Annotated in this window: 26 protein-coding genes and 1 pseudogene; 11 read left to right on the top strand and 16 right to left on the bottom strand. The window is 71.6% G+C overall.

What is annotated here, in order from left to right:
• Positions 1–2: 2 nt before the first annotated feature.
• The gene (locus ACF1G2_RS13530; RefSeq protein ID WP_391798405.1) at positions 3–1,037 is read right to left on the bottom strand and encodes an LLM class flavin-dependent oxidoreductase; all 1,035 of its coding nucleotides are present in this window, start codon (positions 1,035–1,037) and stop codon (positions 3–5) included.
• A gap of 200 nt (positions 1,038–1,237) precedes the next feature.
• On the opposite strand from ACF1G2_RS13530, the gene ACF1G2_RS13525 reads away from it, so the two are divergent.
• Positions 1,238–1,564: an ATP/GTP-binding protein gene (locus tag ACF1G2_RS13525; RefSeq protein ID WP_391798404.1), complete on the top strand. Its 327-nt coding sequence runs from the start codon at positions 1,238–1,240 to the stop codon at positions 1,562–1,564.
• A gap of 99 nt (positions 1,565–1,663) precedes the next feature.
• Here ACF1G2_RS13525 and ACF1G2_RS13520 read toward each other — a convergent pair whose 3' ends face one another.
• The 7 genes from ACF1G2_RS13520 to mce form a co-directional block, all read right to left on the bottom strand.
• On the bottom strand, positions 1,664–2,488 hold the full coding sequence (locus tag ACF1G2_RS13520) for an ABC transporter permease subunit (protein WP_391798403.1): 825 nt from the start codon (positions 2,486–2,488) through the stop codon (positions 1,664–1,666).
• Positions 2,485–3,576, bottom strand: coding sequence for an ABC transporter ATP-binding protein (locus tag ACF1G2_RS13515; protein ID WP_391798402.1), 1,092 nt, complete (start codon positions 3,574–3,576; stop codon positions 2,485–2,487). The genes ACF1G2_RS13520 and ACF1G2_RS13515 overlap by 4 nt, the downstream gene beginning before the upstream one ends.
• Positions 3,577–3,700: 124 nt before the next feature.
• Positions 3,701–4,480, bottom strand: a complete 780-nt coding sequence (locus ACF1G2_RS13510) for an ABC transporter permease (RefSeq protein WP_391798401.1) — start codon at positions 4,478–4,480, stop codon at positions 3,701–3,703.
• Positions 4,481–4,483: 3 nt separating this feature from the next.
• The gene (locus tag ACF1G2_RS13505) at positions 4,484–5,464 is read right to left on the bottom strand and encodes an ABC transporter ATP-binding protein (RefSeq protein WP_391798400.1); all 981 of its coding nucleotides are present in this window, start codon (positions 5,462–5,464) and stop codon (positions 4,484–4,486) included.
• Positions 5,465–5,564: 100 nt separating this feature from the next.
• Positions 5,565–6,503 (bottom strand): cellulose-binding protein, encoded by a 939-nt coding sequence (locus ACF1G2_RS13500; RefSeq protein WP_158990544.1) that lies wholly within the window; start codon positions 6,501–6,503, stop codon positions 5,565–5,567.
• Between the two features lie 114 nt (positions 6,504–6,617).
• On the bottom strand, positions 6,618–10,898 hold the full coding sequence (gene scy, locus ACF1G2_RS13495; RefSeq protein WP_391798399.1) for a polarized growth protein Scy: 4,281 nt from the start codon (positions 10,896–10,898) through the stop codon (positions 6,618–6,620).
• Positions 10,899–11,072: 174 nt separating this feature from the next.
• Entirely contained in the window at positions 11,073–11,513 is a 441-nt protein-coding gene (mce, locus tag ACF1G2_RS13490; RefSeq protein ID WP_391798398.1) for a methylmalonyl-CoA epimerase, read from the bottom strand.
• A gap of 137 nt (positions 11,514–11,650) precedes the next feature.
• Here mce and ACF1G2_RS13485 point away from each other — a divergent pair, with 137 nt between their 5' ends.
• Together ACF1G2_RS13485 and meaB are read left to right on the top strand one after the other, a co-directional pair.
• Positions 11,651–12,853 (top strand): acetyl-CoA C-acetyltransferase, encoded by a 1,203-nt coding sequence (locus ACF1G2_RS13485; RefSeq protein ID WP_391798397.1) that lies wholly within the window; start codon positions 11,651–11,653, stop codon positions 12,851–12,853.
• 26 nt (positions 12,854–12,879) lie between these two features.
• A complete protein-coding gene (gene meaB / locus ACF1G2_RS13480; RefSeq protein ID WP_391798396.1) occupies positions 12,880–13,836 on the top strand; it encodes a methylmalonyl Co-A mutase-associated GTPase MeaB in 957 nt (318 codons plus the stop codon).
• A 78-nt stretch (positions 13,837–13,914) separates the two neighbouring features.
• On the opposite strand, the gene ACF1G2_RS13475 is transcribed toward meaB, so the two are convergent.
• A complete protein-coding gene (locus tag ACF1G2_RS13475) occupies positions 13,915–14,052 on the bottom strand; it encodes a hypothetical protein (protein ID WP_391798395.1) in 138 nt (45 codons plus the stop codon).
• Here ACF1G2_RS13475 and ACF1G2_RS13470 point away from each other — a divergent pair.
• Positions 14,024–14,332, top strand: a pseudogene (locus ACF1G2_RS13470) (sensor histidine kinase); the annotation flags it as partial. The gene ACF1G2_RS13475 and the pseudogene ACF1G2_RS13470 sit on opposite strands and share 29 nt — an antisense overlap.
• Here ACF1G2_RS13470 and ACF1G2_RS13465 read toward each other — a convergent pair.
• The 4 genes from ACF1G2_RS13465 to ACF1G2_RS13450 form a co-directional block, all read right to left on the bottom strand.
• Complete coding sequence (locus tag ACF1G2_RS13465; protein ID WP_391798394.1) at positions 14,329–14,805, bottom strand: MarR family winged helix-turn-helix transcriptional regulator; 477 nt, start codon at positions 14,803–14,805, stop codon at positions 14,329–14,331. The pseudogene ACF1G2_RS13470 and the gene ACF1G2_RS13465 overlap by 4 nt on opposite strands.
• 116 nt (positions 14,806–14,921) lie before the next feature.
• Positions 14,922–15,713 carry an AIM24 family protein gene (locus ACF1G2_RS13460; RefSeq protein WP_352191698.1) on the bottom strand — a complete coding sequence of 264 codons (792 nt, stop codon included), beginning with the start codon at positions 15,711–15,713 and terminating at the stop codon, positions 14,922–14,924.
• Positions 15,710–16,360, bottom strand: a complete 651-nt coding sequence (locus ACF1G2_RS13455; protein WP_391798393.1) for an AIM24 family protein — start codon at positions 16,358–16,360, stop codon at positions 15,710–15,712. Before ACF1G2_RS13455 ends, ACF1G2_RS13460 begins: the two co-directional genes overlap by 4 nt.
• Positions 16,360–16,998, bottom strand: a complete 639-nt coding sequence (locus tag ACF1G2_RS13450) for an AIM24 family protein (RefSeq protein ID WP_352191700.1) — start codon at positions 16,996–16,998, stop codon at positions 16,360–16,362. Before ACF1G2_RS13450 ends, ACF1G2_RS13455 begins: the two co-directional genes overlap by 1 nt.
• Before the next feature lie 113 nt (positions 16,999–17,111).
• On the opposite strand from ACF1G2_RS13450, the gene ACF1G2_RS13445 reads away from it, so the two are divergent.
• Together ACF1G2_RS13445 and ACF1G2_RS13440 are read left to right on the top strand one after the other, a co-directional pair.
• On the top strand, positions 17,112–17,456 hold the full coding sequence (locus ACF1G2_RS13445) for a DUF3817 domain-containing protein (protein ID WP_391798392.1): 345 nt from the start codon (positions 17,112–17,114) through the stop codon (positions 17,454–17,456).
• Complete coding sequence (locus ACF1G2_RS13440) at positions 17,453–17,746, top strand: MTH1187 family thiamine-binding protein (protein ID WP_391798391.1); 294 nt, start codon at positions 17,453–17,455, stop codon at positions 17,744–17,746. Before ACF1G2_RS13445 ends, ACF1G2_RS13440 begins: the two co-directional genes overlap by 4 nt.
• 51 nt (positions 17,747–17,797) lie before the next feature.
• Here the strand turns inward: ACF1G2_RS13440 and ACF1G2_RS13435 are convergent, their stop codons facing one another.
• Positions 17,798–18,796 (bottom strand): DUF5937 family protein, encoded by a 999-nt coding sequence (locus ACF1G2_RS13435; protein ID WP_391798390.1) that lies wholly within the window; start codon positions 18,794–18,796, stop codon positions 17,798–17,800.
• Between the two features lie 82 nt (positions 18,797–18,878).
• Here ACF1G2_RS13435 and ACF1G2_RS13430 point away from each other — a divergent pair, with 82 nt between their 5' ends.
• The 4 genes from ACF1G2_RS13430 to ACF1G2_RS13415 all read left to right on the top strand — a co-directional run bounded on the left by ACF1G2_RS13430 (position 18,879) and on the right by ACF1G2_RS13415 (position 23,059).
• Positions 18,879–20,369, top strand: coding sequence for an MFS transporter (locus tag ACF1G2_RS13430; RefSeq protein WP_391798389.1), 1,491 nt, complete (start codon positions 18,879–18,881; stop codon positions 20,367–20,369).
• Between the two features lie 9 nt (positions 20,370–20,378).
• Entirely contained in the window at positions 20,379–20,888 is a 510-nt protein-coding gene (locus tag ACF1G2_RS13425; RefSeq protein ID WP_391798388.1) for a MarR family winged helix-turn-helix transcriptional regulator, read from the top strand.
• Positions 20,889–20,942: 54 nt separating this feature from the next.
• A complete protein-coding gene (locus ACF1G2_RS13420) occupies positions 20,943–21,275 on the top strand; it encodes a DUF3817 domain-containing protein (protein WP_352191706.1) in 333 nt (110 codons plus the stop codon).
• Positions 21,276–21,358: 83 nt separating this feature from the next.
• On the top strand, positions 21,359–23,059 hold the full coding sequence (locus tag ACF1G2_RS13415) for a methylmalonyl-CoA mutase (protein WP_391798387.1): 1,701 nt from the start codon (positions 21,359–21,361) through the stop codon (positions 23,057–23,059).
• Positions 23,060–23,126: 67 nt separating this feature from the next.
• On the opposite strand, the gene ACF1G2_RS13410 is transcribed toward ACF1G2_RS13415, so the two are convergent.
• Both ACF1G2_RS13410 and ACF1G2_RS13405 read right to left on the bottom strand, forming a co-directional pair.
• A complete protein-coding gene (locus ACF1G2_RS13410) occupies positions 23,127–23,537 on the bottom strand; it encodes a PPOX class F420-dependent oxidoreductase (RefSeq protein ID WP_391798386.1) in 411 nt (136 codons plus the stop codon).
• A 10-nt stretch (positions 23,538–23,547) separates the two neighbouring features.
• Positions 23,548–24,186 carry a TetR/AcrR family transcriptional regulator gene (locus ACF1G2_RS13405; protein ID WP_352191709.1) on the bottom strand — a complete coding sequence of 213 codons (639 nt, stop codon included), beginning with the start codon at positions 24,184–24,186 and terminating at the stop codon, positions 23,548–23,550.
• Positions 24,187–24,437: 251 nt separating this feature from the next.
• On the opposite strand from ACF1G2_RS13405, the gene ACF1G2_RS13400 reads away from it, so the two are divergent.
• The gene (locus tag ACF1G2_RS13400; RefSeq protein ID WP_391798385.1) at positions 24,438–25,415 is read left to right on the top strand and encodes a tetratricopeptide repeat protein; all 978 of its coding nucleotides are present in this window, start codon (positions 24,438–24,440) and stop codon (positions 25,413–25,415) included.
• The last annotated feature ends 364 nt before the right edge of the window (positions 25,416–25,779 follow it).

Raw genomic sequence — 25,779 nt, 5'->3', positions numbered from 1 at the left:
ACTCAGACCAGCAGGGGGAGCACCTCGGCGCCCAGCCGCCGGACGTTCTCCTCGGTGGCCGCGAGATCGCCCGTGCCCTCGGCGAGCAGCGCGAAGCGCGTGACGCCCGTCCGCTCCGCCGTCGCCGCGAGGCGGTCCGCCGCGAGCCGGGGCGTGCCGACCGGGTGCAGCCCGCAGAGCAGCTCCGTGTAGCCGACCGGGTCCCGCATCGCGCGAACGCGGCCGTCCACGGTGACATGGGCTTCGAGCCCCTGCTTCAGCCAGCCGGGCATCGCCTTCATCAGCGCCTCGGCCGCGTCCCGCGGACCGTCCGCCAGCTGGACGACGCCCGCCGAGACATGGCCGGCGCCGATCCGCGCGATCTCGTCGGGGGTGCGGCCCGCGTCCCGGGAGAAACGTTCCCATGCGGCCACCATGTCGGCCTTCTCCTCGTCGCCGCAGTGCATCCCGAGGAGCATCGGCAGTCCGCGCCGAGCGGCCAGCTCGACGCTCTTCGGGGAGGTGCAGGCGACGACCACCTCGGGGGCCGCGTCCCCGCCGATGAGCTCCCCGGGGCGGGGCACGACGGCCACCTCGCGGAAGGCGAATCGTTCTCCCTCGGCCGAGACCCGGGACTCCGTCAGCCAGCGCAGCAGCAGATCGAGCGACTCGGGGAATCCCTGTTCGTACGCCGGCAGGCCCGCGCCGAACACCTCCAGGTCGACCCACGGGCCGCCTCTGCCCACGCCGAGCGTGAACCGGCCCCCGGACGTCAGATGGAGCAGGGCCGCCTGCTCGCCCAGGGCGACCGGATGGACCGTCGGCAGCACACTGACCGCCGTACCGACCCGGATCCGGCGCGTCCGCCCCAGGAGCAGCGCCGCCAGGGTCACGGCCGACGGACAGACGCCGTACGGAACGAAGTGGTGCTCGGCGAGCCACACGGAGTCGAGCCCCGACTCCTCGACCACCTCGGCGGTCCGCACCGCCCGGTGCAGTGCCTCGCCCTGACCCTGGCCCGGGAACTGGGCGGCCAGAACAAACGTACCCACGCGCATCGCCTTCTGCCTCCTTGCGGCCGACGCGTTTCTCCCCCTCGTACCGGCAACAACGTCTGACACGTGCCAAAGGCAACGGCCTGCGCCGAAGTTCTTGCGATTTTCCGCTCATTCGGCTCGGAGGGTGGAAGGGCGACTCCGTCGCGGCCCGTAGGCTGGAGAGAACGTTCCGTGTGTCCCCGGTCCCGTGAGGTGATTACGTGTCCCCCCGTCGCAACCGCCCCCAGGGCGGCGAGAAGCCCGATCGTCAGGGCGAGTCGGGCGACCGGTACGGCGGGTCGCAGCGCAGCGAGAACTGGCAGGGCGAGGAGTGGCTCGTCCGCCACGTGGCCGGCGCGAGCGCTCCCGGCAAGCGCTACCGCTGCCCCGGCTGCGACCAGGAGATCCCCGGGGGCGCGCCGCACGTGGTGGCCTGGCCGCAGTACGGGGGAGTGGACGACCGCCGCCACTGGCACAAGGCCTGCTGGAGCGCGAAGGACCGCCGCACCACGAGGGTGCAGCGGTCCCGTAACGCCCCGAAGTACTAGGGCGTGTTTCGAAAGTAGCGTCGTTCGCCCGAAGGGCGGGGTCCGGGCCGGCCGGAAGGCCGGGCCCCTCGCCCCGGTCGCCCTGGCACCGGACGCGGGTCAGACGTCCCGGCTGTTCAGCAGCGCGTACGCGCCGCCCATCGCCGCCGCGACGATGACCGCCATGATCCAGATCGGGTCCCAGCCCGAGGGGCCGCCCTCGCCGACCGTCGCCCGGCCCGCGTACAGCGCGATGAGCTGACTCGGGATCGCGTAGTCGAGCAGCCACTCCTGCACCGCGGCCAGCGACTCCGAGAACATGAACATCGCCGCGACCAGCGGCAGCAGCAGAACACCGATCATGATCGTGATCGAGCCCGCCGAGTGCCGGATGATCGCGCCGACGGCCAGCGACAGCAGGCCGAGCAGGGCCAGGAACAGGCCGACGCCGACCGTGGCCCGCAGCCACTCGCCGGAAGAGGGCTCCACTGCGGTGCTCACCATCGCCACCTGGGCCATCCCCACCACCGCCGCCGTGACGGTGGTGACGGTGAACACCAGCAGGAAGAAGACGATCGCCTTGGCCGTCAGCACCCGGCTGCGGCTCGGGCAGGCGGTCAGCGTCGTGCGGATCATGCCCGTGCCGTACTCGGAGGCGATCGTCAGCACGCCGAGCGTCATCACGCAGATCGACCCGAGCAGCACGCCGAAGAAGCCGAGGGTGAGCGCCGACTCGTTCGCCGTGGGCGCCTCGGTGCTGGCCACGACCGCGGCCACGCCGAGGCCGATGCCCAGCATCAGCAGCACCATCACGCCGAGCGTCCACACCGTGGAGCGCAGCGAACGGATCTTGGTCCACTCGGAGGCGAGCGCGTCCCCGAGGTGCGCCCGGCGCACCGGGATCGGCGAGACGTACGAGGCCGGGAAGGGGCTGGGGGCGGTCATCGGGCGTCCTCGTTGTCGTTCCTGGCGGGCTCGCTCTGCGTCGCGTACGGGTTCTGTCCGGGCGGCGGCGGGGCGTACCAGCCCTGCTGCGGTACGTCCGGCACGGCCGGCTGGGCAGGCGGCTGCTGGAAGTGGTGCGGCTGCGGCTGCTGGAGGTGCGCCAGCTGGTCGTCGGTGGAGCGGTAGTCCACGGCGCCCTGCGTCAGCCGCATGTACGCCTCCTCCAGCGAGGCCTGGTGCGGGGACAGCTCCCAGAGCCGTACGTCCGCGTCGTGGGCCAGGTCGCTGATCCGCGGCAGCGGCAGACCCGTCACGCGCAGCGCGCCGTCCGGCTCGGACATCACCCGGCCGCCGGCCTCGGTGAGCGCGGCGGTCAGCTTCTCGCGCTGCTGCGGCTCCGTCTGCGGGGTGCGCACCCGGGCGAAGTCCGCCGAGTTCGCCGAGATGAAGTCCTTGACGCTCATGTCGGCCATGAGCTGGCCGCGGCCGATCACGATCAGATGGTCGGCGGTGAGCGCCATCTCGCTCATGAGGTGGCTGGAGACGAAGACGGTCCGGCCCTCGGAGGCGAGCTTCTTCATCAGGTTCCGGACCCAGAGGATGCCCTCGGGGTCGAGACCGTTGACCGGCTCGTCGAAGAGCAGCACCTGCGGGTCGCCGAGCAGCGCGGCGGCGATGCCGAGCCGCTGGCCCATGCCCAGCGAGAAGCCCTTGGAGCGGCGCTTGGCGACGTCCTGGAGGCCGACGACCCCGAGGACCTCGTCGACCCGCTGCGCCGGGATCCCGGCGAGCTGGGCGAGCGACAGCAGATGGCTGCGGGCGCTCCGGCCGCCGTGCACGGCCTTGGCGTCGAGCAGCGCACCCACCTGGCGGGGCGCGTTCGGCAGCTGCCGGAACGGATGGCCGCCGATCGTGACGTGCCCCGACGTCGGGCGGTCGAGCCCCAGGATCATGCGCATCGTCGTCGACTTGCCGGAACCGTTGGGGCCGAGGAAGCCGGTGACGGTGCCCGGCCGCACATGGAAGGAAAGGTTGTACACGGCCGTCTTGGCGCCGTAGCGCTTCGTCAGGCCGACTGCCTCGATCATTCTCCAGCCCCATCGACAGGTCAGGTCGTCGGGGTCGTGGCCTCCTGGGCCGGAACCCCCGTATGAGCTAGGAGCTTATCCAGCCGTTGACGGTTCCGGCGAAGCCCCGATCGTCATGTACGCGCTACGCGTCCCGCTTCTTCATGACCAGATAGCCGCCGAGCAGCGCCACCGCCACCCAGATCAGCATGATGCCGAGGCCGCCCCACGGACCGTACGGCGCCTCCTCCGTGTTCATGGCGTCCGGGACGACCTGCATGATCTTCGAGCCGGCCTGGTCGGGGAAGTAGAGCGCCACCTCCTTGGCCTTCGGCACCGCGGAGAGGATCTGCGAGACCAGGAAGAAGAACGGCACGAGGATCCCGAGGGAGAGCATCGAGGAGCGCAGCATCGCCGCCACACCCATCGAGAACAGCGCGATCAGCCCCATGTAGAGCCCGCCGCCGACGACCGCCCGCAGCACGTTGTCCGCGCCGAGGGAGGTGCGGTGCTCGCCCAGGAGCGCCTGCCCGAGGAAGAACGACAGGAAGCTGGTCGCCAGGCCCACCACCAGGGCGAGCACCCCGGCCACGGCGATCTTGGAGAAGAGGAACGTCGCCCGCTGCGGGACGGCCGCCAGGGACGTACGGATCATGCCCGAGCTGTACTCGGTGCCGACGACGAGGACGCCGAAGACCACCATCGCCAGCTGGCCGAGCACCATCCCGGAGAAGCTGACGAAGGTCGGGTCGAAGGTCGCCTGCTCGGCCTCCGAGAGGTCGTCGAAGGTCGACTTCAGGAGGGCGCAGAGAGCCGCGCTCATGGCGACCGTCACCAGGAGCGCGCTCGCCAGGGTCCAGACCGTCGACGAGACCGTCCGGATCTTGGTCCACTCCGACTGGAGGACCGCCGATACCGCTGCCATCGTTCAGGCTCCCTTGGTGGTGTCGCCCCAGCGGGGGCCGGGCGCGTCCGCCCCGTGTACGTCCGTGCCGTGTACGTCCGTGCCGTGCGAGTGGTACTCCACCGCGCCCGCGGTCATCTGCATGAACGCCTCCTCCAGGGAGGCGCGCTGGGAGCTCAGCTCGTGCAGGACGAGGCCGTGCTCGGCGGCCAGTTCACCGAGCTTCTCGGTCGTGGCGCCGTCCACCTCCAGCGTGCCGTTGCCCGCCTCCACGGGAGTGAACCCGTTGGCGTGGAGGATGTCCCGCAGCCGTTCCTGCTGCGGCGAACGGAGCCGTACATAGCTCCGCGAATTCTGGTGGATGAAATCGGCCATCGTCGTGTCCGCCAGCAGCTTTCCCTGCCCGATCACGATGAGATGATCGGCCGTCAGAGCCATTTCACTCATCAGATGGCTGGAAACGAAGATCGTCCGCCCCTCGGACGCGAGCGCCTTCATCAGATTGCGGATCCAGTGAATTCCCTCGGGGTCCAGACCATTGACGGGTTCGTCGAACATCAGGATCTCGGGATCGCCGAGCAGCGCCGAGGCGATTCCCAGCCGCTGGCCCATACCGAGGGAGAAGCCCTTCGACTTCTTCCGCGCCACCGCCGTCAGACCGACCAGATCCAGGACCTCGCCGACCCGCCTCTCCGGGATGCGGTTCGACTGGGCGAGGCAGAGCAGGTTGTTGTACGCCGACCGGCCGCCGTGCATCGCCTTGGCATCGAGGAGTGCGCCGATGTACTTCAACGGCTCCTGGAGCTCGCGGTAGTGCTTGCCGTCGATCCGGACCGTACCGCTCGTCGGGTTGTCCAGATCGAGCATCATGCGCATCGTCGTCGACTTGCCCGCGCCGTTGGGCCCCAGGAAGCCGGTGACCACACCGGGCCGCACCTGGAAGGAGAGATGGTCGACCGCCGTCTTCGTTCCGAACCGTTTCGTCAGGCCCTCGAGCTCGATCATGCGACCACGCTACGGGTGCCAAAAACCCTCCGCCACTGGAATGACGGAGGGTTTTGTGGGAGTTCGCGTTCCGGTTACCGGACCGGGGGAACCGGAACGGTCAACGGGTCTGCTGCGCCGGGACACCACGGGTGGCCGGCTCGTCGTCGATCGGGGAACCGGCGGCCGCCACGGCGGCACCGGTCAGCGTCGCCAGCATCTCGCGGACGTTGGTCAGCTGCGCGTTGATCGAGTCGCGGCGGTTCGTCAGCGCCGCCAGCTCGCGCTCCGATTCCGAGCGGATCCGGTCGGCCTTGGCGTTCGCGTCGGCCACGATGTCCTCGGCCTGGCGCTGCGCGGTCTCCACCGTCTGGCGGGCCCGGCGCTCCGCGTCCGTACGCAGCTTCTCGGCCTCCAGGCGGAGCTGCTCGGCGCGGTGCTCGATCTCGGCGAGGCGCTTCTCCGCCTTGGCCTGACGCGAGGCCAGGTCGCGCTCCGACTGCTCCCGGCGCTTGGCCAGGTTGGTCTCGAAGTCCGCGGCGGCCTGGGCGGCCTTGGCGCGGGTCTCCTCGAAGAGGGCGTCCGCCTCCTCGCGCTTGGACTGCGCGTCCTTCTGGGCCTCGGCACGCAGCGAGTTGGCCTCGCCCTGCGCCTTCTCGACGATCCGGACGCCCTCGTCCTCGGCCTTCGCCTTGCGCTCCGCGGCGAACGACTCGGCGTCGTTGCGCACCTGCTGGGCGGCCGACTCGGCCAGCTCGCGGTGCTGCTCGGCGGCGCGACGGGCCTCCTCACGCAGGTCCTTCGCCTCCTCCTCGGCCAGCCGGAGGATCTTCTCGACGCGGGCGCCGAGGCCGGCGTACGACGGCTCGGCGTCGGTGACCTGGGCCTGGGCGTTCTGCGTCTCGAGGTGGAGTTCCTCGATGCGCTTTTCCAGCGAGGTGATTCGGGCCAGAGCACTGTCACGGTCGGCGACGAGCTTGGTAATGCGGTCGTCCACCTGACCGCGGTCGTAACCACGCCGCACGAGCTCGAAGCCGAAGGGGGAGGAAGTGTCGCTCATGGGGTTCCTGTCGAATGAGACCGGTGAGGTGTTAGGGGGAATCCTAGGGGCCGAAGCGGCGTGTCATCGAGCGGATGCCCGTTTGATATGGAGAATGTCCAGCCTTTTGAGTGGCTAGCCGTCGGAGGACTTGCCACTCGAACGTGTTGCTCCGGCCGGAACACCCGCCTTGACCCCCTCCTTCGTTCCCGCGGACGGCGTCTCGAAAGACTCCAACGCCTCCAGGACGTCCTGGACACGGGAGATCTCCGCATTGATGTCCTCGCGCCTGCGCACCAGGACGTCCAGCTCGCGCTTGCCCTCGGAGATCATCTCCTCGGCCTCGCGCTCGGCCTCCGCCTTGACCTTCTCCGCCTCCGCGACCAGCGAGGCCTTCTTCTGCTCGGCCTCCTTGAGCAGCGCCTCGGCCTTCTTCACCGCGGCGATGCGGACCTTGCTCGCCTCCGAACTCGCGTCGGAGAGCATCTCCTTGGACTTCGCCTCGGCCTCGGCCCGCTGCTCCTCGGCGGCCTTCACCAGCTTGTCGACACGCTCGCCGGCCGTCTTCATCTGCTCGGCCGTCTCGCGCCGCGCCCGCTCGTGCAGCTCCTCGATCTCGCCCTCGATGCGGGCCCGCAGCTCCTCCGCCCGCTCCCTTATGGCTGTCGCGTCGCTGCGCGCGCCCACCAGGAGCTCGTCCGCGTCCGTACGCGACTTCTCCACGAGCGAGTTGCCCTCGACCGTCGCCTCGGCCACGATCCGCTCGGCCTCCTGACGGGCCGCGCCGACCATCGTGTCGGCCTGCGACTCGGCCTCGGTGGTGGCGCGCAGCGCCTCCTCCTGGGCCTTCGCCATCAGCTGGTCGGCCTGCTCGGCCGCGTCCGAACGGCGCTTGGCACCGGCCTCGCGCGCCTCGTCGAGCGTACGGTCGGCCTCCGCGCGCGCCTCGGCACGCATCTGCTCCGCCGCCGCCTCGGCATCGGCCTTGATCCGCTCGGCCTCCGACCGGATCCGCTCGGCGGCCTGCTGAGCCTGCCCCACGGTCTCGGCGCCCTCGGCCCGGAGCCGCTCCGCGTCGTCGGCCGCCTCGGCCATGATCCGCTCGGCCTCGCTCCTCGCCTCGGTGATGAGCGAGTCCGCCTGCTCGGCCGCGTCCGCGCGCCGCTTGTCCGCGGCCTTCCGGGCCTCGTCGAGGACACCTTCGCCGTCCGCCCGCGCGGCGGCCCGCAGCGCCTCGGCCTGCGCCTCGCCCTCCTCCTTGACCTGCTCGGCCTCGGCCCGGAGCCGCAGCGCGTCCTGCTCGGTGGACTCCAGGAGGGCCACCGCCTCGGCGGTGATCGCGTCGGCCTGCTCGGCCGCGTCGGTACGCCGCTTGTCGGCGGCCTTGCGGGCCTCGTCCAGGACCCGCTCGCCGTCGGCGAGCGCGGCTACCCGCAGCGCCTGCGCGTGCGCCTCGCCGTCCGTCTTCAGCTGCTCGGCCTCGGCACGCAGCGCGTCGGCCTCGGCCGTCAGCCGCTCCGCCTCGCCGGTGGCCTCCGTGATGAGGGTGTCCGCCTGCTCGGCCGCGTCCGTGCGGCGCTTGTCGGCCGCCTTGCGGGCCTCGTCCAGGATCTGGTCGCCCTCGGCGCGGGCGAGCGCCACCAGCTCCTCGGCCTCGGCGGTCAGCCGCTCGGACTCCGCCGCCGCCTCGGAACGGATCCGGTTGGCGTCCTCGCGGGCGTCCGCACGGGTCCGGGCCGCGTCCTGCTCGGCCGACCCCAGCGCGTCCGACGCCTCCGTCCGTACCCGCTGGGCGTACTCGGCCGTGTCGGCGCGCAGCTTCTCCGACTCGGCGATCGCGTCCGCGACCGTCCGCTCGGCCAGCGCCTTCGCGGCCTCGGTCTCCTCCTGGGCACGTGCCCGGAGGCGGTTGGCGTCCTCGGTGGCCCGCTCCCGCTCCTCGTACGCGTCGGCGCGGACCCGGTCCGCCTCCTCCTGCGCCTCGGTGCGGGTGCGTTCCGCCGCGTGCTCGGCCGCGCTGCGCAGCCCGGCGATCTCCTCCTCGGCCTGCTCCTGGAGGCCGGCGACGGAGTCCCGGACCTCCTTGGCCGTCTGCTCGGCCGCGGACACCATCTCCGTGGCCCGCCGGTCCGCCTCCTCGACCAGGCGCTGGGCCTCGGTCTGCGCCTCCTCGACCCGCTTACGGGCGGAGGCGAGCAGCTCCTCGGACTGTTCACGGGCGTGCTCGCGCTCCCGGCCGGCCTCGGAACGGGCCGACTCCAGCGTCTCGTCGGCCTCCCGGCGCCGCCGGTTGGCCTCCTCCTGCGCGGCGGACAGCGCCTCGGCGGCCTCGGCGGCCACCCGCTCGGCGGCGGCCGCGGCCTCGGCGCGGACCCGGTCCGCGGTCTCCTGGGCCTCCGACTTCAGCCGCTCGGCCTCCGTCGACGCCTCCGTCCGCAGCCGTACCGCCACGGTCTCCGCCTCGGCGCGCGACGTGGACGCGTCCGACGCCGCCTCCGTGCGGAGGCGCTCGGCCTCCTCCTCGGCCTGCGCCTGGAGCGTACGGATCCGCTCGGCGGCCTCCGTACGGAGCCGCTCGGTCTCCTCGGCGGCCTCGCGCCGCAGCCGCTCGCTCTCGGCGCGCGCGTCGGTCAGCGTCTGCTCGGCGCTCTCCACCCGGGTCTCGGCCTCGGTGTGCAGCCGGGACAGCTCGTCGGCCGCCTCCGCGTGCCGCGCCCGGGCGGCCCGCTCGGCCTCCTCGCGCAGCTCGGCGGCGGTCCGCTCGGCCGCCTCCCTGACCGCCTCGGCCTGCTCGTCGGCCTCGGTCCGCATCCGCTCGGCCTCGGCGCGGGTGCGCTCCAGGGTCTCCTCGGCCTGCGTGCGCAGCGTCTGGGCGCGCTCCATGGCCTCCGAGCGGACCCGCTCGCCCTCGGCGCCCGCGCTCGCGCGCAGCTCGTCGGCGTCGGTACGGGCCTTGGTCAGCAGCTCCTCGGCGGTGCTGGCCGCCTCCTCGATCTGGCCGACGGCCTCGCGCCGGGCCTCGCCGCGGATCTTCTCGCCCTCGGCGATCGCCTCGGCCCGCAGCTGCTCGGCCTCGCCGCGCAGCCTGCGCGCCTCCTCCTGCAGCTCGACGGTCTTGGCGCGGTACTCCTTGGTGTCGTCCTTCGCCGACCCGAGCAGCTCGCCTGCCTGCTCCTCCGCCTGGTTGCGCAGCCGGTCGGCCTCCGACTCCGCCTCGCGGCGGATCCGCTCGGCCTCCTCGGACGCCTTGCGGGTGGTCGCCTGGGCGTCCTCGGACGCCTTGGTGAGGACCTCCTCGGCGGTACGGGCCGCCTTGGCGAGTGCGGCGGCCGAGTCCTCGGCCGCGACCGTACGCGCCTTGTCGGAGGCCTCCGAGACCAGCTTCTCCGCCTCGGCGCCGGCCTCGCGCAGCTTCTCCTCGGCCTCGCTCTTGAGGGTCTCGGCCTCCTTCGTCGCCTCGGCGACGAGCCGGGCGATCTCCGCCTTGGCCGTACGGGTGCGCTGTTCGTTGACGGACTCCGCGGAGGACAGCTGCTTGGCCGCCGCCTCCTTGGCCTCGGCGAGCGCCTTCTCGGCCTCGGCGCGGGCCTCGCGCAGCCGGAGCTCCGCCTCCTGCATCCGCTGCTCGGCGGCGCGGGAGAGCTCGGTGGCCTGCTGCCGGGCCTGCTCGGTCTCGGCGCTGGTGGAGGAGCGCAGCTGCTCGGCGTGGCTGGTGGCCTCCTGCGCCTGGGCGGACGCGGCGTTCAGGAGCCGCTCGGCGTCCTTGCGGGCGCGCAGCAGAATCGCTTCGGCCTCGGCACGGGCCGCCTCCGCCTCCGAACCGACCCGCTGACGGGTCTCCTCGGCCAGGCGGGTGGCCTCGGCGCGCGCGCCGGCGAGCGCCTGCTCGGCCTCGGCGCGGGACTCCTCCATCAGGCGGCGGGCCTGCGACTCCGTGCGGGCGCGCAGCTGCTCGGCCCAGGCCACGTTCTCGTTGACGTGCGCCTCGACGGTCTGGCGGCGCTCCGCCAGCTCCTGGTCGAGGCGCTGCCGGCGCTGGACGGCCTCGGCGTGCAGCTCGGCCTGGAGCCGGGCCTGGTGCTCGGCGTGCTCCTGGAGGATGCGCTGGGTCTGGGCGCGGGCGTCACGCAGCTCGCGCTCGGCGTCCTGGCGGAGCTGGTCGGCCTGGACCTGCGCGTTGCGCAGCATCTGCTCGGCCTGGTAGCCGATGTCCGCGCTGTCGTAGGCGGGACGGGACGCGATGGTGCGCCGCGCCTCGTGGAGCTTGGCACGCAACACCTCGACCTGGTAACCGAGGTCCTCGGCGTGCTGGACGGCCTTCTCCCGCTCGGTCTTCAGCCGGTCCATCTCGGCTTCGAACCGCGAAAGATGGTCGTCTTCAGCTCGGTGGCTCTCCTGGCGTTCGTAGCCCCGCACTGCGCGGTCCCATCCGTCCCCTGGTCGCAACACTCCAACGAGCACCGTTCCCCGGAGAACGGCCCCCCGGGAATCGTGGCAGATCGGATACCCCGACTTCGACGCCGCATGGCATGCGGCACCGACCGGCCCCGGCCCGGAGTCGCCCACTCTACCGGGCCAGGAATCCGGAGGTCAGTGCTCCGCTGAGGAGGGGTCAGCGGACGTGACCAGTTCGGTCAGTACGCCGTGGCAGTCCTTGGGGTGGAGGAAGGTGATGCGGGAGCCCATGGAACCGGTCCTCGGCTCGTCGTAGAGGACCCGGACGCCCTTGGAACGGATGGCCTCGGCGTCGCCGTCGACGTCCGCCGTGCCGAAGGCGATGTGGTGGACACCCTCGCCGTTCTTGGCCAGCCACTTGCCCACCGCGGAGTCCTCGCGGGTGGGCTCGAGGAGCTGGAGGTAGGAGGCTCCGCCGTCGGAGGTCTCGTTGATCTTGAGCATGGCCTCGCGGACGCCCTGCTCCTCGTTCACCTCGGAGTGGAACACCTCGAAACCGTAGGTCGCACGGTAGAACTCGACGGTCTTGTCGAGGTCGAAACAGGCGATCCCGATGTGGTCGATTCGCGTCAGCATGCCTCCAGTGCAGCGCCAGGGGGATGGTTACGCAACGTGCGCGCCGTCACACCGGCAGGCCGGTGACCGCGTACGGCACCGCTCAGTACATTGGCGGTAAACCCTCGTTCACTCCTCATCCCAAGGGGCTGTGCCTCATGTCTGGAACGACCGGTACCACCTCAGTGATCGTCGCGGGCGCCCGCACGCCCATGGGCCGTCTGCTCGGCTCCCTCAAGTCCTTCTCCGGCGCCGACCTGGGTGGCTTCGCCATCAAGGCCGCGCTCGACCGGGCCGGGATCGGCGGCGACCAGGTGCAGTACGTGATCATGGGGCAGGTGCTCCAGGCGGGCGCCGGCCAGATCCCCGCCCGCCAGGCCGCCGTCAAGGCCGGCATCCCGATGAACGTCCCGGCCCTCACCATCAACAAGGTGTGTCTGTCCGGTCTGGACGCCATCGCCCTGGCCGACCAGCTGATCCGCGCGGGTGAGTTCGACGTGGTCGTCGCCGGCGGCCAGGAGTCCATGACCAACGCCCCGCACCTGCTGCCGAAGTCCCGCGAGGGCTTCAAGTACGGCGCGATCGAGATGCTCGACGCGATGGCCTACGACGGTCTGACCGACGCCTTCGAGAACGTCGCCATGGGCGAGTCCACGGAGAAGCACAACACCCACCTCGGCATCAAGCGCCCCGAGCAGGACGAGATCGCCGCGCTGTCGCACCAGCGCGCCGCGGCCGCGCAGAAGAACGGCATCTTCGAGGCCGAGATCACCCCGGTCGAGATCCCGCAGCGCAAGGGCGAGCCGGTCGTCTTCTCGAAGGACGAGGGCATCCGCGCCGAGACGACCGTCGAGTCGCTCGGCAAGCTGCGCCCGGCCTTCGCCAAGGACGGCACCATCACCGCCGGCACCTCCTCGCAGATCTCGGACGGCGCCGCCGCGGTCGTCGTCATGAGCAAGGCGAAGGCCGAGGAGCTGGGCCTGGAGTGGATCGCCGAGATCGGCGCGCACGGCAACGTCGCGGGCCCGGACAACTCGCTGCAGTCGCAGCCGGCCAACGCGATCCAGCACGCCCTGAAGAAGGAGGGCCTCGGCGTCGAGGACCTCGACCTGATCGAGATCAACGAGGCGTTCGCGGCCGTCGCCCACCAGTCAATGAAGGACCTGGGCGTTACCCCGGAAAAGGTGAACGTCAACGGCGGCGCGATCGCCCTGGGCCACCCCATCGGCATGTCCGGCGCCCGTGTGGTGCTGCACCTCGCCCTGGAGCTCAAGCGGCGCGGCGGCGGCGTCGGCGCGGCGGCGCTGTGCGGCGGCGGCGGTCAGGGCGACGCTCTGATCGTTCGCGTACCCGGCAAGTAGTTCCCGTCAAGCAAGGAGCATCGGCAATGGTGGACGTCCCCGAACTGGTCGCCCAGGCACGGGAGGGCCGGCCGCGCGCCGTGGCCCGGCTGATCTCGCTCGTGGAGGGGGCGTCCCCGCAGCTGCGCGAGGTGATGGCGGCGCTCGCGCCGCTGACCGGCGGTGCGTACGTGGTGGGCCTGACGGGCTCGCCCGGCGTGGGCAAGTCCACGTCGACGTCGGCGCTGGTCTCCGCGTACCGGCGGGCGGGCAAGCGGGTCGGCGTCCTGGCCGTCGACCCCTCGTCCCCGTTCAGCGGGGGAGCGCTGCTCGGCGACCGGGTCCGGATGTCGGAGCACGCCTCCGACCCGGGCGTCTACATCCGCTCGATGGCGACCCGCGGTCACCTGGGCGGGCTCGCCTGGGCGGCGCCGCAGGCGATCCGGGTCCTGGACGCGGCCGGCTGCGACGTCGTCCTCGTCGAGACCGTCGGCGTCGGGCAGTCGGAGGTCGAGATCGCCTCCCAGGCCGACACGTCCGTGGTGCTCCTCGCTCCGGGCATGGGCGACGGGATCCAGGCCGCGAAGGCGGGCATCCTGGAGATCGGCGACGTGTACGTCGTGAACAAGGCGGACCGGGACGGCGCGGACGCGACGGCCCGCGAGCTGAACCACATGCTGGGCCTGGGCGAGGCGCGCGGCGCCGGGGCCTGGCGGCCGCCGATCGTGAAGACCGTCGCGGCGCGGGGCGAGGGCATCGACGAGGTCGTCGAGGCCCTGGAGAAGCACCGCGCGTGGATGGAGGAGCACGGGGTCCTGGCGGAGCGCCGCCGGGCGCGCTCGGCGCACGAGGTCGAGACGATCGCCGTCACGGCGCTGCGCGCCCGCATCGGCGACCTCCACGGCGACCGCCGCCTGGACGCGCTGGCCGAGCGCATCGTGGCGGGTGAGCTCGACCCGTACCGCGCGGCGGACGAACTGGTGGCGGGCCTGACGGAGTCCTGAGGTCCGGCCGGCCGGAAGGCCGCCGACACGGCCGCGCCGCCGCCGGGCCCCGTGCCCGACAGCGGCGCGGCCGTTCCGTCACTCGTCGGTGTCGTCGGTGTCGTCCGCGTGGTCGGCCGCCTCCGCGCGGTCGTCCCGGTCGTCGTCACCGTCGTCGTCCCGGTGGGTCTCCTTGCCGAGGACCTTGCGCCGCGCCCGTGCGGAGGCGACGGTCACCGTACGAAGGGCGGGGGACCGGGCCGTGGTCGGCGTGGCCGACGACGGGCCCGGGGTGCCCGCGGCCGACCGCGAGCGGATCTTCGAGCGGTTCGTACGGCTCGACGACGCGCGCACCCGCGACGAGGGCGGGGCGGGGCTCGGCCTCGCGATCGCCCGGGACGTGGCCGTACGGCACGGCGGCACCCTCACCGTCCGTGACGGACCGGGGGGCGGCACGCTGTTCGAACTGACTCTGCCGCTGCCGGAGAGCCCCTGGAGCGACCCGGAGAGCCCCTAGGGCTTGCCCCGGCGGCCCCGGAGCTGCTCGGCGACGGGCTTCAGGGACTCGTGGAGGTCGCCGAGGGCCTCGGGCGACAGCTGGTCGATGAAGTGCCTGCGCACCGACTCCACGTGGTGGGGCGCGACCTTGCGCATGGTCTCCATGCCCTGGTCCGTCAGGACCGCGTACAGCCCGCGGCGGTCCGACTCGCAGTTGGCGCGGTGCACGAGCCCCGCGTTCTCCATGCGTGTGATCTGGTGCGAGAGCCGGCTCTTGGACTGCAGCGTCGCCGCCGCCAGGTCGCTCATGCGCAGACGCCGGTCGGCCGACTCCGAGAGGTTCACGAGGATCTCGTAGTCGTTCATGGTCAGGCCGAAGGGCTGGAGGTCCTTCTCCAGCTGATACGTCAGCATCCGGTTGACGTCCAGATAGGTGCGCCACGCACACTGCTCGGCGTCGGTGAGCCAGGGGGTGGCCGTCTCGGTCTCCATATATGGATTCTACCTAAGAAGTTGAAAACTGGACGAAGTAAGGGAGTGTGACGCCGGGCACCCAGGGCCCCGACGGGCGCAGACGTTCGAGGGCGTCACACTCCGCAGACTACCGGCTACAGACCGAAGCGACGCTGGAGGTCCCCGAGCTGTCCGGGAAGGCGCGGTGCCGAACCGTGCCCCCCTTGGCCGGAACCATGCGCTCCGGGGACGCCGCCGCCCGGGACGCCCGGCTGCCCGCCGACCTCACCGATCGCCCGGTCGGCCATCAGCATCTCGCTCGACTGGAGGAGTACCGTACCCGCTCCCACGAACTCGAACTGGTGCTCCTCGCCCGAGGTCCCCCCGAGCCCCGTCAGCGCGCGGACGCCGCCCATCACGCCCGTCATGTACCCGTGGTCGTAGTGGTGGCAGGGAGACGGGCAGTCCGCCCAGCCGACCAGGGCCTGCGGGTCCACCCGCATCGGCGGCTCCATGAAGACCACCGGCCCGTTCGAGGCCGCCACGAACTTGCCCGTGCCGATCAGCGTCACGAACCCCGGCACGATCGACTGCTTCAGCGCCAGCGTCGGCTGGTACGCCAGCAGATTGCCCGAACGGATCGTCAGATTGCCCTCGTCCAGGTCGAACGAGTTCACGTCGAAGGCCCGGTCGGCGAGCAGCATCTTGCCGCTGCCCTCCGCCACCACCCAGTCGCTCGCGTGCAGCGGCGAGTGGAACGACGTACGGACCAGGCGGTCCAGGCGCCCGTGGCCGATGCCGTTGAAGTCGATCCGCCCGTAGTAGGCGATCATCTTGCCCTTCTGCAGGAACCACTGGGAGCCCTTGAGCTCCACGCAGAAGGTGTACGGATTGACGTTGTCGTCGGACGGGAGGGACTGCGGGTCGAGGACGACGGGACCGGTCACAGCTTCTCCTCCGAGGCCTGCACGTACACCACACCGCTGCCGCTCAGCTCCAGCTGGAACGCCTCGCCGGAGCCCCGCCCCACCATGTCGCGCCAGCCCAGCGCGGTGGAGAGCTTGTTCCGTACGTCGCCGTGGTGCGCGACGTACGCCTGCGGGTCCACGTGGACCGCGCGTCCCGGGGTGATCGGCAGCTCGATCACGCCGCCGTGGGCCATGACGGCGACCGCGCCATGACCCTTGAGCGTCGTCGTGAAGAGCCCCTGGCCCGTCACCTGACCGCGCACCATGCCCATGACCCCGCCCTGGGAGCCCATGAACATCGTGCCCTGCTGCAGGGTGCCGTCGAAGGCGAGCAGCCGGTCGGCCTCGACGTACAGGGTGTCGCCGGTCAGCTGGATCACCTGGATGTGGTGACCGCCGTGCCCGAACATCACCGTGCCGTTGCCCTCGACGGTCATCAGCGGCGTCGCCTCGCCGGCCACCCGGCGGCCGATCATCGACATCACGCCGCCCTGGCCGCCGGCCATGTTCGGCGTGAAAGTGACGTCGCCGCGGTACGCGAGCATCGCGCCGCGTTGGCTGAACATGCGCTGCCCCGGGACGACGGTCGCCTCGACCATCTTCGAGTTGATCTCGCGGAACGGCATCAGACGTCGCCCCCGATCGTGTTCCGCTCGCTGGGCTGGACGTACACGACGCCGTCGCCCTCGAAGCGGATCTGGAAGGCCTCGCCGCCGCCCTCGCCGAGGAACGTGCGGAACGTCACACCGGACTGGAAGCTCTGCTGCAGGTTGCCCTGGTGGGCGATGTACGCGCCGGGGTCGACGGAGAGGGGGTACTGCGGGGTCACGCGCAGCACCACCGCGGGGCCGTCGGACATGATCGCCGCCTGTCCCGTGCCCTCGACGGTCGTGGTGAAGAGGCCGTTGCCGGTCGCTCCGCCACGCAGGCCCGTGAAGCTCGTGCCGGTGCGCAGCCCGGCGTCGGTGCAGAGCAGATTGCTCGCCTCGACGTAGAGCTTGTCGCCGTGGAGCGAGACGAGGTTGATCTCGGAGGCGCGGTCGGCGAACCAGCAGGTCCCCTGGCCCTTCACCTCCATCACCTCCATCTGCTCACCCGTGAGCCGGCGCGTGACCATGCCGCGCAGGCCCTCGCCTCCGCCGGACATCTTCTTGAAGGCCATCTGGCCGTCGTAGGCGACCATGGAGCCGTTTTTGGCCTTGACGGCGTCGCCGGTCATGGACACGGCGAGCACTTTGCTGCCTTGGAGTCGGAACGTTGCCACGGAGGGAGATTACGGGCCCCCCGGCTAAAGGAACAGCAAAGTCGGCGTGCACAATGGAGCCGCCCACCCTTGTGCATCCGTTCACAAGATCGAACGAAGGTGACCCCCTCCCCGTGGACATCAAGACCGCCTCCTCCCTCCACCGCCTCCGGCTCGTCTCCGCGCCGGAAGCCGTCTCCTTCCTGCTGCTGCTCGTCTGCTCCGTGCTCAAGCGCACGACGGACTTCAACGCCGTGCCCGTGATGGGCGCGGTCCACGGCATCCTCTTCATCCTGTACGTGCTCTTCTGGCTGGACGCCTGGAACCGTACGAAGTGGCAGTTCAAGACGGCCGCCCTCTACTTCGTCCTCTCGGTGCTGCCGTTCGGCGGCTTCTACGCGGAGCGCAAGCTCAAGCGCGAGGCCGAGGACGCGGTCATCGCCTCCCGCGCCCGCCGCGAGAGCGCGGTGGAGGCATGATCGTCGCCTTCTCGGTCACCCCGCTCGGCGTGGGGGAGGAGGTCGGCGAGTACGTCGCCGACGCCGTCCGGGTCGTGCGGGAGTCGGGTCTCCCGAACCGCACGGACGCGATGTTCACCTCCGTCGAAGGAGAGTGGGACGAGGTGATGGACGTGGTGAAGCGCGCCGTCGCCGCGGTGGAGGCACGGGCGCCCCGGGTCTCCGTCGTTCTGAAGGCCGACATCCGCCCGGGTGTCACGGACGGTCTCACGTCCAAGGTCGCGACGGTGGAACGCCACCTGGAGGCCTGACCGCCACCCCGGGTCTCCGAGCCCCCGAACCCCTCCGCGGGTGCCGGGGGCTCAGTCGTGTGTGTCTCCGGGGGCGGTCAGGGCGATGCCGATCGGGGTGCGTTCGTAGAGGACCTGGTGGCCGTAGCGGCGGGAGGTCAGCAGACCGGCATCGCGCAGGACCGACAGATGGGCCGATACGGAGGAGGGCGCGAGACCGAGCCGGTGGGCGAGCGCGGTCGTGCCGGCCGGCTCGTCCAGCGCGCACAGCACGTCCGCGCGGGCCCGCCCGAGCAGCCGGGCCAGCGCGTCGGGGGTCCGGTCGGGGGCCTCGGTCCAGAGCCCGCCGATCCCGCGCACGGGGTAGACGACGGTCGGCTGCCAGGGCGGGTCGAAGCCGCTCACGACGTGGGGCCAGGTGAAGACGGACGGCATCAGGACGAGGCCCTGGCCGTCGAGGGCGCGGACGTGGTCGCCGGGGTACGCGACGGTGAGGGTGGCGCGGTCGGCGTCCCAGCCGAAGCCGGGGTGGAGCTCGCCGAGGAGCCGCTCCAGGCCGCCCTCGGCCAGCCGTCGAGAGTGGTACGCCACGTCGGCTTCCAGGACGGCCCGCAGCCGCGGCCACTCGGGCGCGATCAGGGCCTCCCAGGCCGCGTGGAGCAGATCGGCGAGCCGGCGGACGGTCGCCGCGGGGTCGTCCAGCATCCGCCGGCCCTCGTCGCTCGCCGTGGCGCCGGGTGTCTCGGCGAGCGCCCGGGCGAAGTCGTCCCGAGCAAGGGCCGGATCGGTCTCCCGTACGGCCGCGATCTCCTCCGCGAAGGAGGCGGCGGCCCCCAGGGGCGGCGGATAGAGGAAGTCGGGGCTGTGCCCGCGCAGCGGCATCAGCAGGTGCAGGGGCGCGAGTTCGAGCCCTCGGGCGGCCTCCCGGACCCGCCGCAGCCAAGGCAGGTGATAGCCCTGCTGGCGGGGGCGCGCCAGCACGCGTACGGCGGAGTGCGTCTCCCAGAGCGGCGAGAGCGCGAACCGGATCCGCAGCGGGTCGGCCTCGCCGAAGTGGAGGTGGTAGGGCACGGAGCGGGTACCTCGGGGGCGGAAGATTCGGCTGGGTCCGAAAGTCTAGGCCCGCGGGTACGCCCCGGGCACGCTGCGGCACATGCCGACCCGAGACACCGCCCCCGAGCCCCCGCCCTCCGCACCGGCGCCGCCCGCCGACGCGAGCACGGAGGCGTCGTCGTCCGGCCCGCCCCGGCCGGCGGCTTCCTCTGCCCGCACCGCGGCGGAGCCCGGCTCGGCGCACCCCGCCGCGCCGGACTCGGCCGCGGCGGAGTCGGTGGCCGGTGGTGCGGACGCGCCTCCTCGCGCGGACCCGCCGACCGCCGCGGCGACCGACGGCTCCGGGGCGGCTGGAGTGGGCGGCAAGGGGGCGCGCGGGTCCGGGTACCGCGCCGTGTTCGCCGTGCGGGAGTTCCGGACCGTCTTCGTCGCCCATCTGCTCTCCCTCCTCGGCGTCGTCGTCAGCGAGATCGCGCTCACCGTCCTCGTCTACGACCTCACCCGCTCCCCCCTTCTCTCCTCCCTCACCTTCGCCCTCGGCTTCCTCCCCTACCTCCTCGGCGGCACGCTCCTCGCCGGCGTCGCCGACCGGTACCCGCCCCGGCGGGTCCTCGTCGTCTGTGACCTCGTCTGCGCCGCGTGCGTCGCGCTCATGGTCGTGCCCGTCATGCCCGTCGCCGGGCTGCTCGTGCTGCGGTGCGCCGTCGCCGCCGTCGCCCCCGTGTTCAACGGGACCCGGACCGCGACCCTCGCCGACATCCTCGGCGAGGGCGACCTCTTCGTCCTCGGGCGCTCCCTCCTCCGCATCGTGTCCCAGAGCGCCCTGCTCGCCGGGTTCGGCGCCGGCGGAGTGCTCCTCACCGTCGTCGAACCGCGCGACGTCATCGCCGTCACCGCCGCGACCTTCCTCGCCTCCGCCCTCCTTCTCCGTCTCGGGACGCGGAAGCGGCCCGCCCGCGCCGCCGTCACCGCCACCGCCCCGCGCGAGCGCGGCAACCTGGCCGTCCTCCGCGACCGCCGTGTCCGCGCGCTCATGCTGCTGTTCTGGCTGCCGCCCCTGTTCGCCGTCGTCCCCGAGGCCCTCGCCGCGCCCTACGCCGACGAGGCGGGCGTCTCCACCGCCGCGCTCGGGCTGCTGATGTGCGCCCTGCCCGTCGGCACCGTCGCGGGCGAGCTGTTCGCCGGGTCCAGGCTGAGCGCGGCCACCCGCTCCCGGATCGTGTACCCGCTGGCCCTGGCCGGCGTCCTCCCCTATCTCCTCTACGCCGTGGAGCCCGGCGCCGCCCTCGCGGGCCTCGCCCTCGTCCTGGCCGGCGCCACCGGCGCGTACACGCTCGGCCTCGACGCCTGGTTCGTCGTAGCGGTCCCCGAGGGGCAGCGGGGGAGGGCCATGACCCTGATGACCGCGGGCATGATGACCGCGCAGGGCGTCGGCATGGCGGGCGCGGGCCTCGCCGCCGAGTTCCTCCCCGTCCACCTCGTCGTCGCCGGCACGGGAGTGGTCGGCACCCTCTGCGTCCTCGCCGCCGTCCTCCATGTCCGTGCGACCGAAGTGCGAGACGGGGCTGACCACCATGTGACCAGTGGGTAAGGTCGACGCGTGCCGAAGCCGCTCAGTCTCCCCTTCGACCCCATCGCCCGTGCCGACGAACTCTGGCAGAAGCGCTGGGGGCCGGTCCCCTCGATGGCCGCGATCACCTCGATCATGCGCGCCCACCAGATCCTCCTCGCGGAGGTCGACGCCGTCGTCAAGCCGTACGGACTGACGTTCGCGCGGTACGAGGCGCTGGTGCTGCTCACCTTCTCCAAGGCCGGTGAGCTGCCGATGTCCAAGATCGGTGAGCGGCTGATGGTCCACCCGACCTCGGTCACCAACACCGTCGACCGGCTCGTGAAGTCCGGTCTCGTCGACAAGCGGCCCAACCCCAACGACGGCCGTGGCACCCTCGCCTCGATCACCGAGAAGGGGCGCGAGGTGGTCGAGGCCGCCACCCGCGACCTGATGGCGATGGACTTCGGGCTCGGGGCCTACGACGCCGAGGAGTGCGGGGAGATCTTCGCGATGCTGCGCCCGCTCCGGGTGGACGCGCACGACTTCGACGAGAGCTGACCGGAACCGGGCCCGCCCGAAGATCGCCCGGAACGTGCCGTTACGCTCGACGGCATGAAATCCAGCGTGCTGACCCGTTACCGCGTGATGGCGTACATCACCGCCGTCATGCTGCTCGTGCTCTGCACGTGCATGGTCTTCAAGTACGGGTTCGACATGGGCGAGGACGTGACCTTCGCGGTCTCCCAGGCCCACGGCGTCCTCTACATCATCTACCTGATCTTCGCCTTCGACCTCGGCTCCAAGGCGAAGTGGCCGTTCGGCAAGCTCCTGTGGGTGCTGCTGTCCGGGACGATTCCCTTCGCCGCCTTCTTCGTCGAGCGCAAGGTCGTCCGCGAGACGCTTCCGCTGGTCAGCGGCGCGCAGCCGGCTCCCGCCAAGGCCTGACCCGGCCCGGCGCCACACCCCCCGCACGGATGTGCGGGGGTTTGCCATCGACATTTACTAGGACGTCCTAGTAAATTCGAAGCATGGACGCAGACGCGATCGAGGAAGGCCGCCGACGCTGGCAGGCCCGGTACGACAAGGCCCGCAAGCGGGACGCAGACTTCACCACGCTCTCCGGTGATCCGGTCGAGCCCGTCTACGGTCCCCGGCCCGGGGACACCTACGAGGGCTTCGAGCGCATCGGCTGGCCCGGCGAGTACCCCTTCACCCGGGGTCTGCACCCCACCGGCTACCGCGGCCGGACCTGGACCATCCGCCAGTTCGCCGGCTTCGGCAACGCCGAGCAGACCAACGAGCGGTACAAGATGATCCTGGCCGCCGGCGGCGGCGGGCTCTCGGTCGCCTTCGACATGCCCACCCTCATGGGCCGCGACTCCGACGATCCCCGCTCGCTCGGCGAGGTCGGCCACTGCGGTGTCGCCATCGACTCCGCCGCCGACATGGAGGTCCTCTTCAAGGACATCCCGCTCGGCGACGTCACCACCTCGATGACCATCTCCGGGCCCGCCGTGCCCGTCTTCTGCATGTACCTGGTCGCCGCCGAGCGCCAGGGTGTCGACCCGGGCGTGCTCAACGGCACGCTCCAGACCGACATCTTCAAGGAGTACATCGCGCAGAAGGAGTGGCTCTTCCAGCCCGAGCCGCACCTGCGCCTCATCGGTGACCTGATGGAGCACTGCGCGCAGGGCATCCCCGCGTACAAGCCGCTCTCCGTCTCTGGCTACCACATCCGCGAGGCCGGAGCGACGGCCGCGCAGGAGCTCGCGTACACCCTCGCCGACGGCTTCGGCTACGTGGAGCTCGGCCTCTCCCGCGGCCTGGACGTCGACGTCTTCGCGCCCGGCCTCTCCTTCTTCTTCGACGCGCACCTCGACTTCTTCGAGGAGATCGCCAAGTTCCGCGCCGCCCGCCGGATCTGGGCCCGCTGGATGAAGGAGGTCTACGGCGCCAAGACCGACAAGGCGCAGTGGCTCCGCTTCCACACCCAGACCGCCGGTGTCTCGCTCACCGCCCAGCAGCCGTACAACAACGTCGTACGGACCGCGGTCGAGGCGCTCTCCGCGGTCCTCGGCGGCACCAACTCGCTGCACACCAACGCCCTCGACGAGACCCTGGCGCTCCCCAGCGAGCAGGCCGCCGAGATCGCGCTCCGCACCCAGCAGGTGCTGATGGAGGAGACGGGTGTGGCCAACGTGGCCGACCCGCTGGGCGGTTCCTGGTACGTCGAGCAGCTCACCGACCGGATCGAGGCCGACGCCGAGAAGATCTTCGACCAGATCAAGGAGCGCGGCCGCCGCGCCCACCCGGACGGTCAGCACCCCATCGGCCCGATCACCTCCGGCATCCTGCGCGGGATCGAGGACGGCTGGTTCACCGGCGAGATCGCCGAGTCCGCCTTCCAGTACCAGCAGTCGCTGGAGAAGGGCGACAAGCGGGTCGTCGGCGTCAACGTCCACCACGGCTCCGTCACCGGCGACCTGGAGATCCTCCGTGTCAGCCACGAGGTCGAGTGGGAGCAGGTCCGGGTCCTCGGCGAGCGCAAGGGCCGCCGCGACGACGCGCGGGTCCGCGCCGCGCTGGACGCGATGCTGGCGTCGGCCCGCGACGGCTCGAACATGATCGGCCCGATGCTGGACGCGGTACGGGCGGAGGCCACGCTCGGCGAGATCTGCGGCGTGCTCCGCGAGGAGTGGGGCATCTACACCGAGCCCCCGGGCTTCTAGCCGCACACCCCCGGACGAGAAGGGGCGGTACGGGACCTCCCGTACCGCCCCTTCCTTCTTCTCCGGGCTACGCGGCGGCCGTGCCCGCCACCTTCACCGGCGTGATCCGGATGACCACCCGCACCACCTCCGGCGGCAGTTCGAGGTAGCCCTGGCCGGAGCCGGGCCCCTCGTACTGCTCCTCGACCGCGACGGCGAACGCCCGCCCGACGTCCTCGGTGACCGTGGCCGTGCCCCGTATCTCGGCGTACAGCTGCGGGTCCTCGACGTCGTACACGAGCAGGCTGACCCGCGGGTCGGCCTGGATGTTCCGCACCTTGCGGCGGCCGTCCTGGCTGGAGATCAGCAGGTCGTCGCCGTCCCTGGCCACCCAGACCACGGAGTTCTGCGGAGAGCCGTCGGGGAGGACCGTGCCCAGGATCGCCGGGTTGGGGTCGTCCAGAAGCGTGCGCACAGTGCTGTTCAGGGTGATCGTCACGGCGATCACCCTAGGGTGTGGCCGCCGCCGCGCCCAGACCCCCGATGAGCAGCGCCGTGAAGCGCTGGACCCAGGCCGCGTCGACCGGCTCGGCGCTCACCAGGGCGCGGTGGACCACCGCGCCGGCGATCACGTCGAAGATCAGGTCGTCGGTGCTGTCGACCGACGTCGGGTCCCGGTCGGAGGGGAGTTCGCCGCGCTCCTGGGCGCGCTGACGGCCCTCGAGGACGAGCCGCTTCTGCCGGTCCACGATGGAGGTGCGGATGCGCTCGCGCAGCGGTTCGTCCCGGGTGGACTCCGCCACCACGGCCATCAGCGCCGTCTTGGTCTCCGGCCGCTGGAGCAGCGCGGCGAACTGGAGGACCACATGCTCGATGTCGGCCTGGAGGGAACCGAGGTCGGGCAGTTCGAGTTCGTCGAAGAGGACGGCGACGGCGTCCACGACCAGTTCGTTCTTGCTCGCCCAGCGCCGGTAGAGGGTGGTCTTGGCCACCCCCGCGCGGCCGGCCACGTCGCCCATCGTCAGCTTGGACCAGCCCAGTTCGACCAGCGCCGCCCGGGTCGCCTCGAGGATCGCGGCATCGGCCTCGACACTGCGCGGGCGTCCGGTACGGCTCCGGGAGCTGCGGGAACTGGTGCGGCTACACATGGAGGTCGACCATACCCGCCGGTAGGTATTGCGCCAGAGGTGCGTGATGTGAGCCAGTTCACCGGGCAGTCCTTCCCGCGAGCCGACCGGGACAGTTACGCTACGACCTGTAGCGAAAGGCCTCGACCGGCCTGAGCGACAACCACATGCGCCGGGTGGGGACCCGGCGCGACCGAAGGGAACCGTGCACCTTGGTGTGCGGTTCAGCCATGACTTACCGGTTACGCGCGCGGAGGGGGGAGGATGTACTCATGCAGCCCAGAAACATGTCCATGAGCGGCGTCGTCGACCTCGCCGCGGTGAAGGCGGCCGGAGAGGCCAAGGCCAAGGCGGAGCAGGCTCGCGCGCAGGCCGCCCGGCAGGGCGGGCCCACGGCCGTCGCCCCCTCCGCCCTGGTGATCGATGTCGACGAGGCCGGCTTCGAGCGCGATGTCCTCCAGCGCTCCGCCGAGGTTCCGGTCGTCATCGACTTCTGGGCCGAGTGGTGCGAGCCCTGCAAGCAGCTCGGCCCCCTCCTGGAGCGGCTCGCCGTCGAGTACAACGGCCGCTTCCTCCTGGCGAAGATCGACGTCGACGCCAACCAGATGCTGATGCAGCAGTTCGGCATCCAGGGGATTCCGGCCGTTTTCGCGGTGGTCGCCGGCCAGGCGCTGCCGCTCTTCCAGGGTGCCGCGCCCGAGGCCCAGATCCGCGAGACCCTGGACCAGCTGATCCAGGTCGGCGAGGAGCGCTTCGGCCTCACGGGTATCGCCGTGGACCCGGACGCCGCGGCCGACGGTGCGTCGGCCGCAGCCGCCCCCGCGCCGGCCGGTCCGTACGACGCGCTGCTCGAAGCGGCCATGTCGGCGCTGGACGCCGGTGATCTGGGCGGTGCCGTCCAGGCGTACAAGAACGTGCTCGCCGACGACCCCGCCCACCCGGAGGCCAAGCTGGGCCTCGCCCAGGCGGAACTGCTCGCCCGGGTGCAGGACATGGACCCGCAGCAGGTGCGGAAGAACGCGGCCGACGACCCGGCCGACGTCACCGCGCAGATCGCCGCCGCCGACCTCGATCTGGTGGGCGGTCATGTCGAGGACGCTTTCAGCCGTCTCGTGGACGCCGTGCGGCGCACGGCCGGTGAGGACCGGGACGCGGCACGGCTGCGGCTCCTGGAACTCTTCGAGGTCATCGGTCCGGACGATCCGCGGGTCACGACGGCCCGTCAGGCCCTCGCACGCGTGCTGTTCTGACCCGTTCCATCCCGCCCGGGACAGCACCGATTTGGCGACACAGTGACAAAACGCGGCCGCGCTTTACCAAAACTTGGTAATCGCGGCCGCTGTTACTTGCAGTAAATCGAACCCCGATTTCTGTCCGGGTTTCACCGCCATCCTCCTCCTATGTCACCTCACTTGACTGCACCCTGTGTGGCCGGGCGACATCGCCCCGTCGTGGCGCGGTTATCCAGCCGTTACTAGTCAGTAACGAACCCCCTTGTGCCCCGGCCCGTAATGGACCACGATCGGCGACGCTCGGTCCTGTACCGCACCCCGGCACCCAACCGGGGCGGCGGCGAGGGTCCCCACCGAGCGGGTCGGCGACAGTGGCGCCGGC

It is taken from the genome of Streptomyces sp. NPDC013457 (genome assembly GCF_043089925.1).
Lineage (GTDB): Bacteria > Actinomycetota > Actinomycetes > Streptomycetales > Streptomycetaceae > Streptomyces.
Note: the sequence above shows the minus strand (reverse complement) of the source record. Positions and strands in the feature narration are given on the sequence as shown.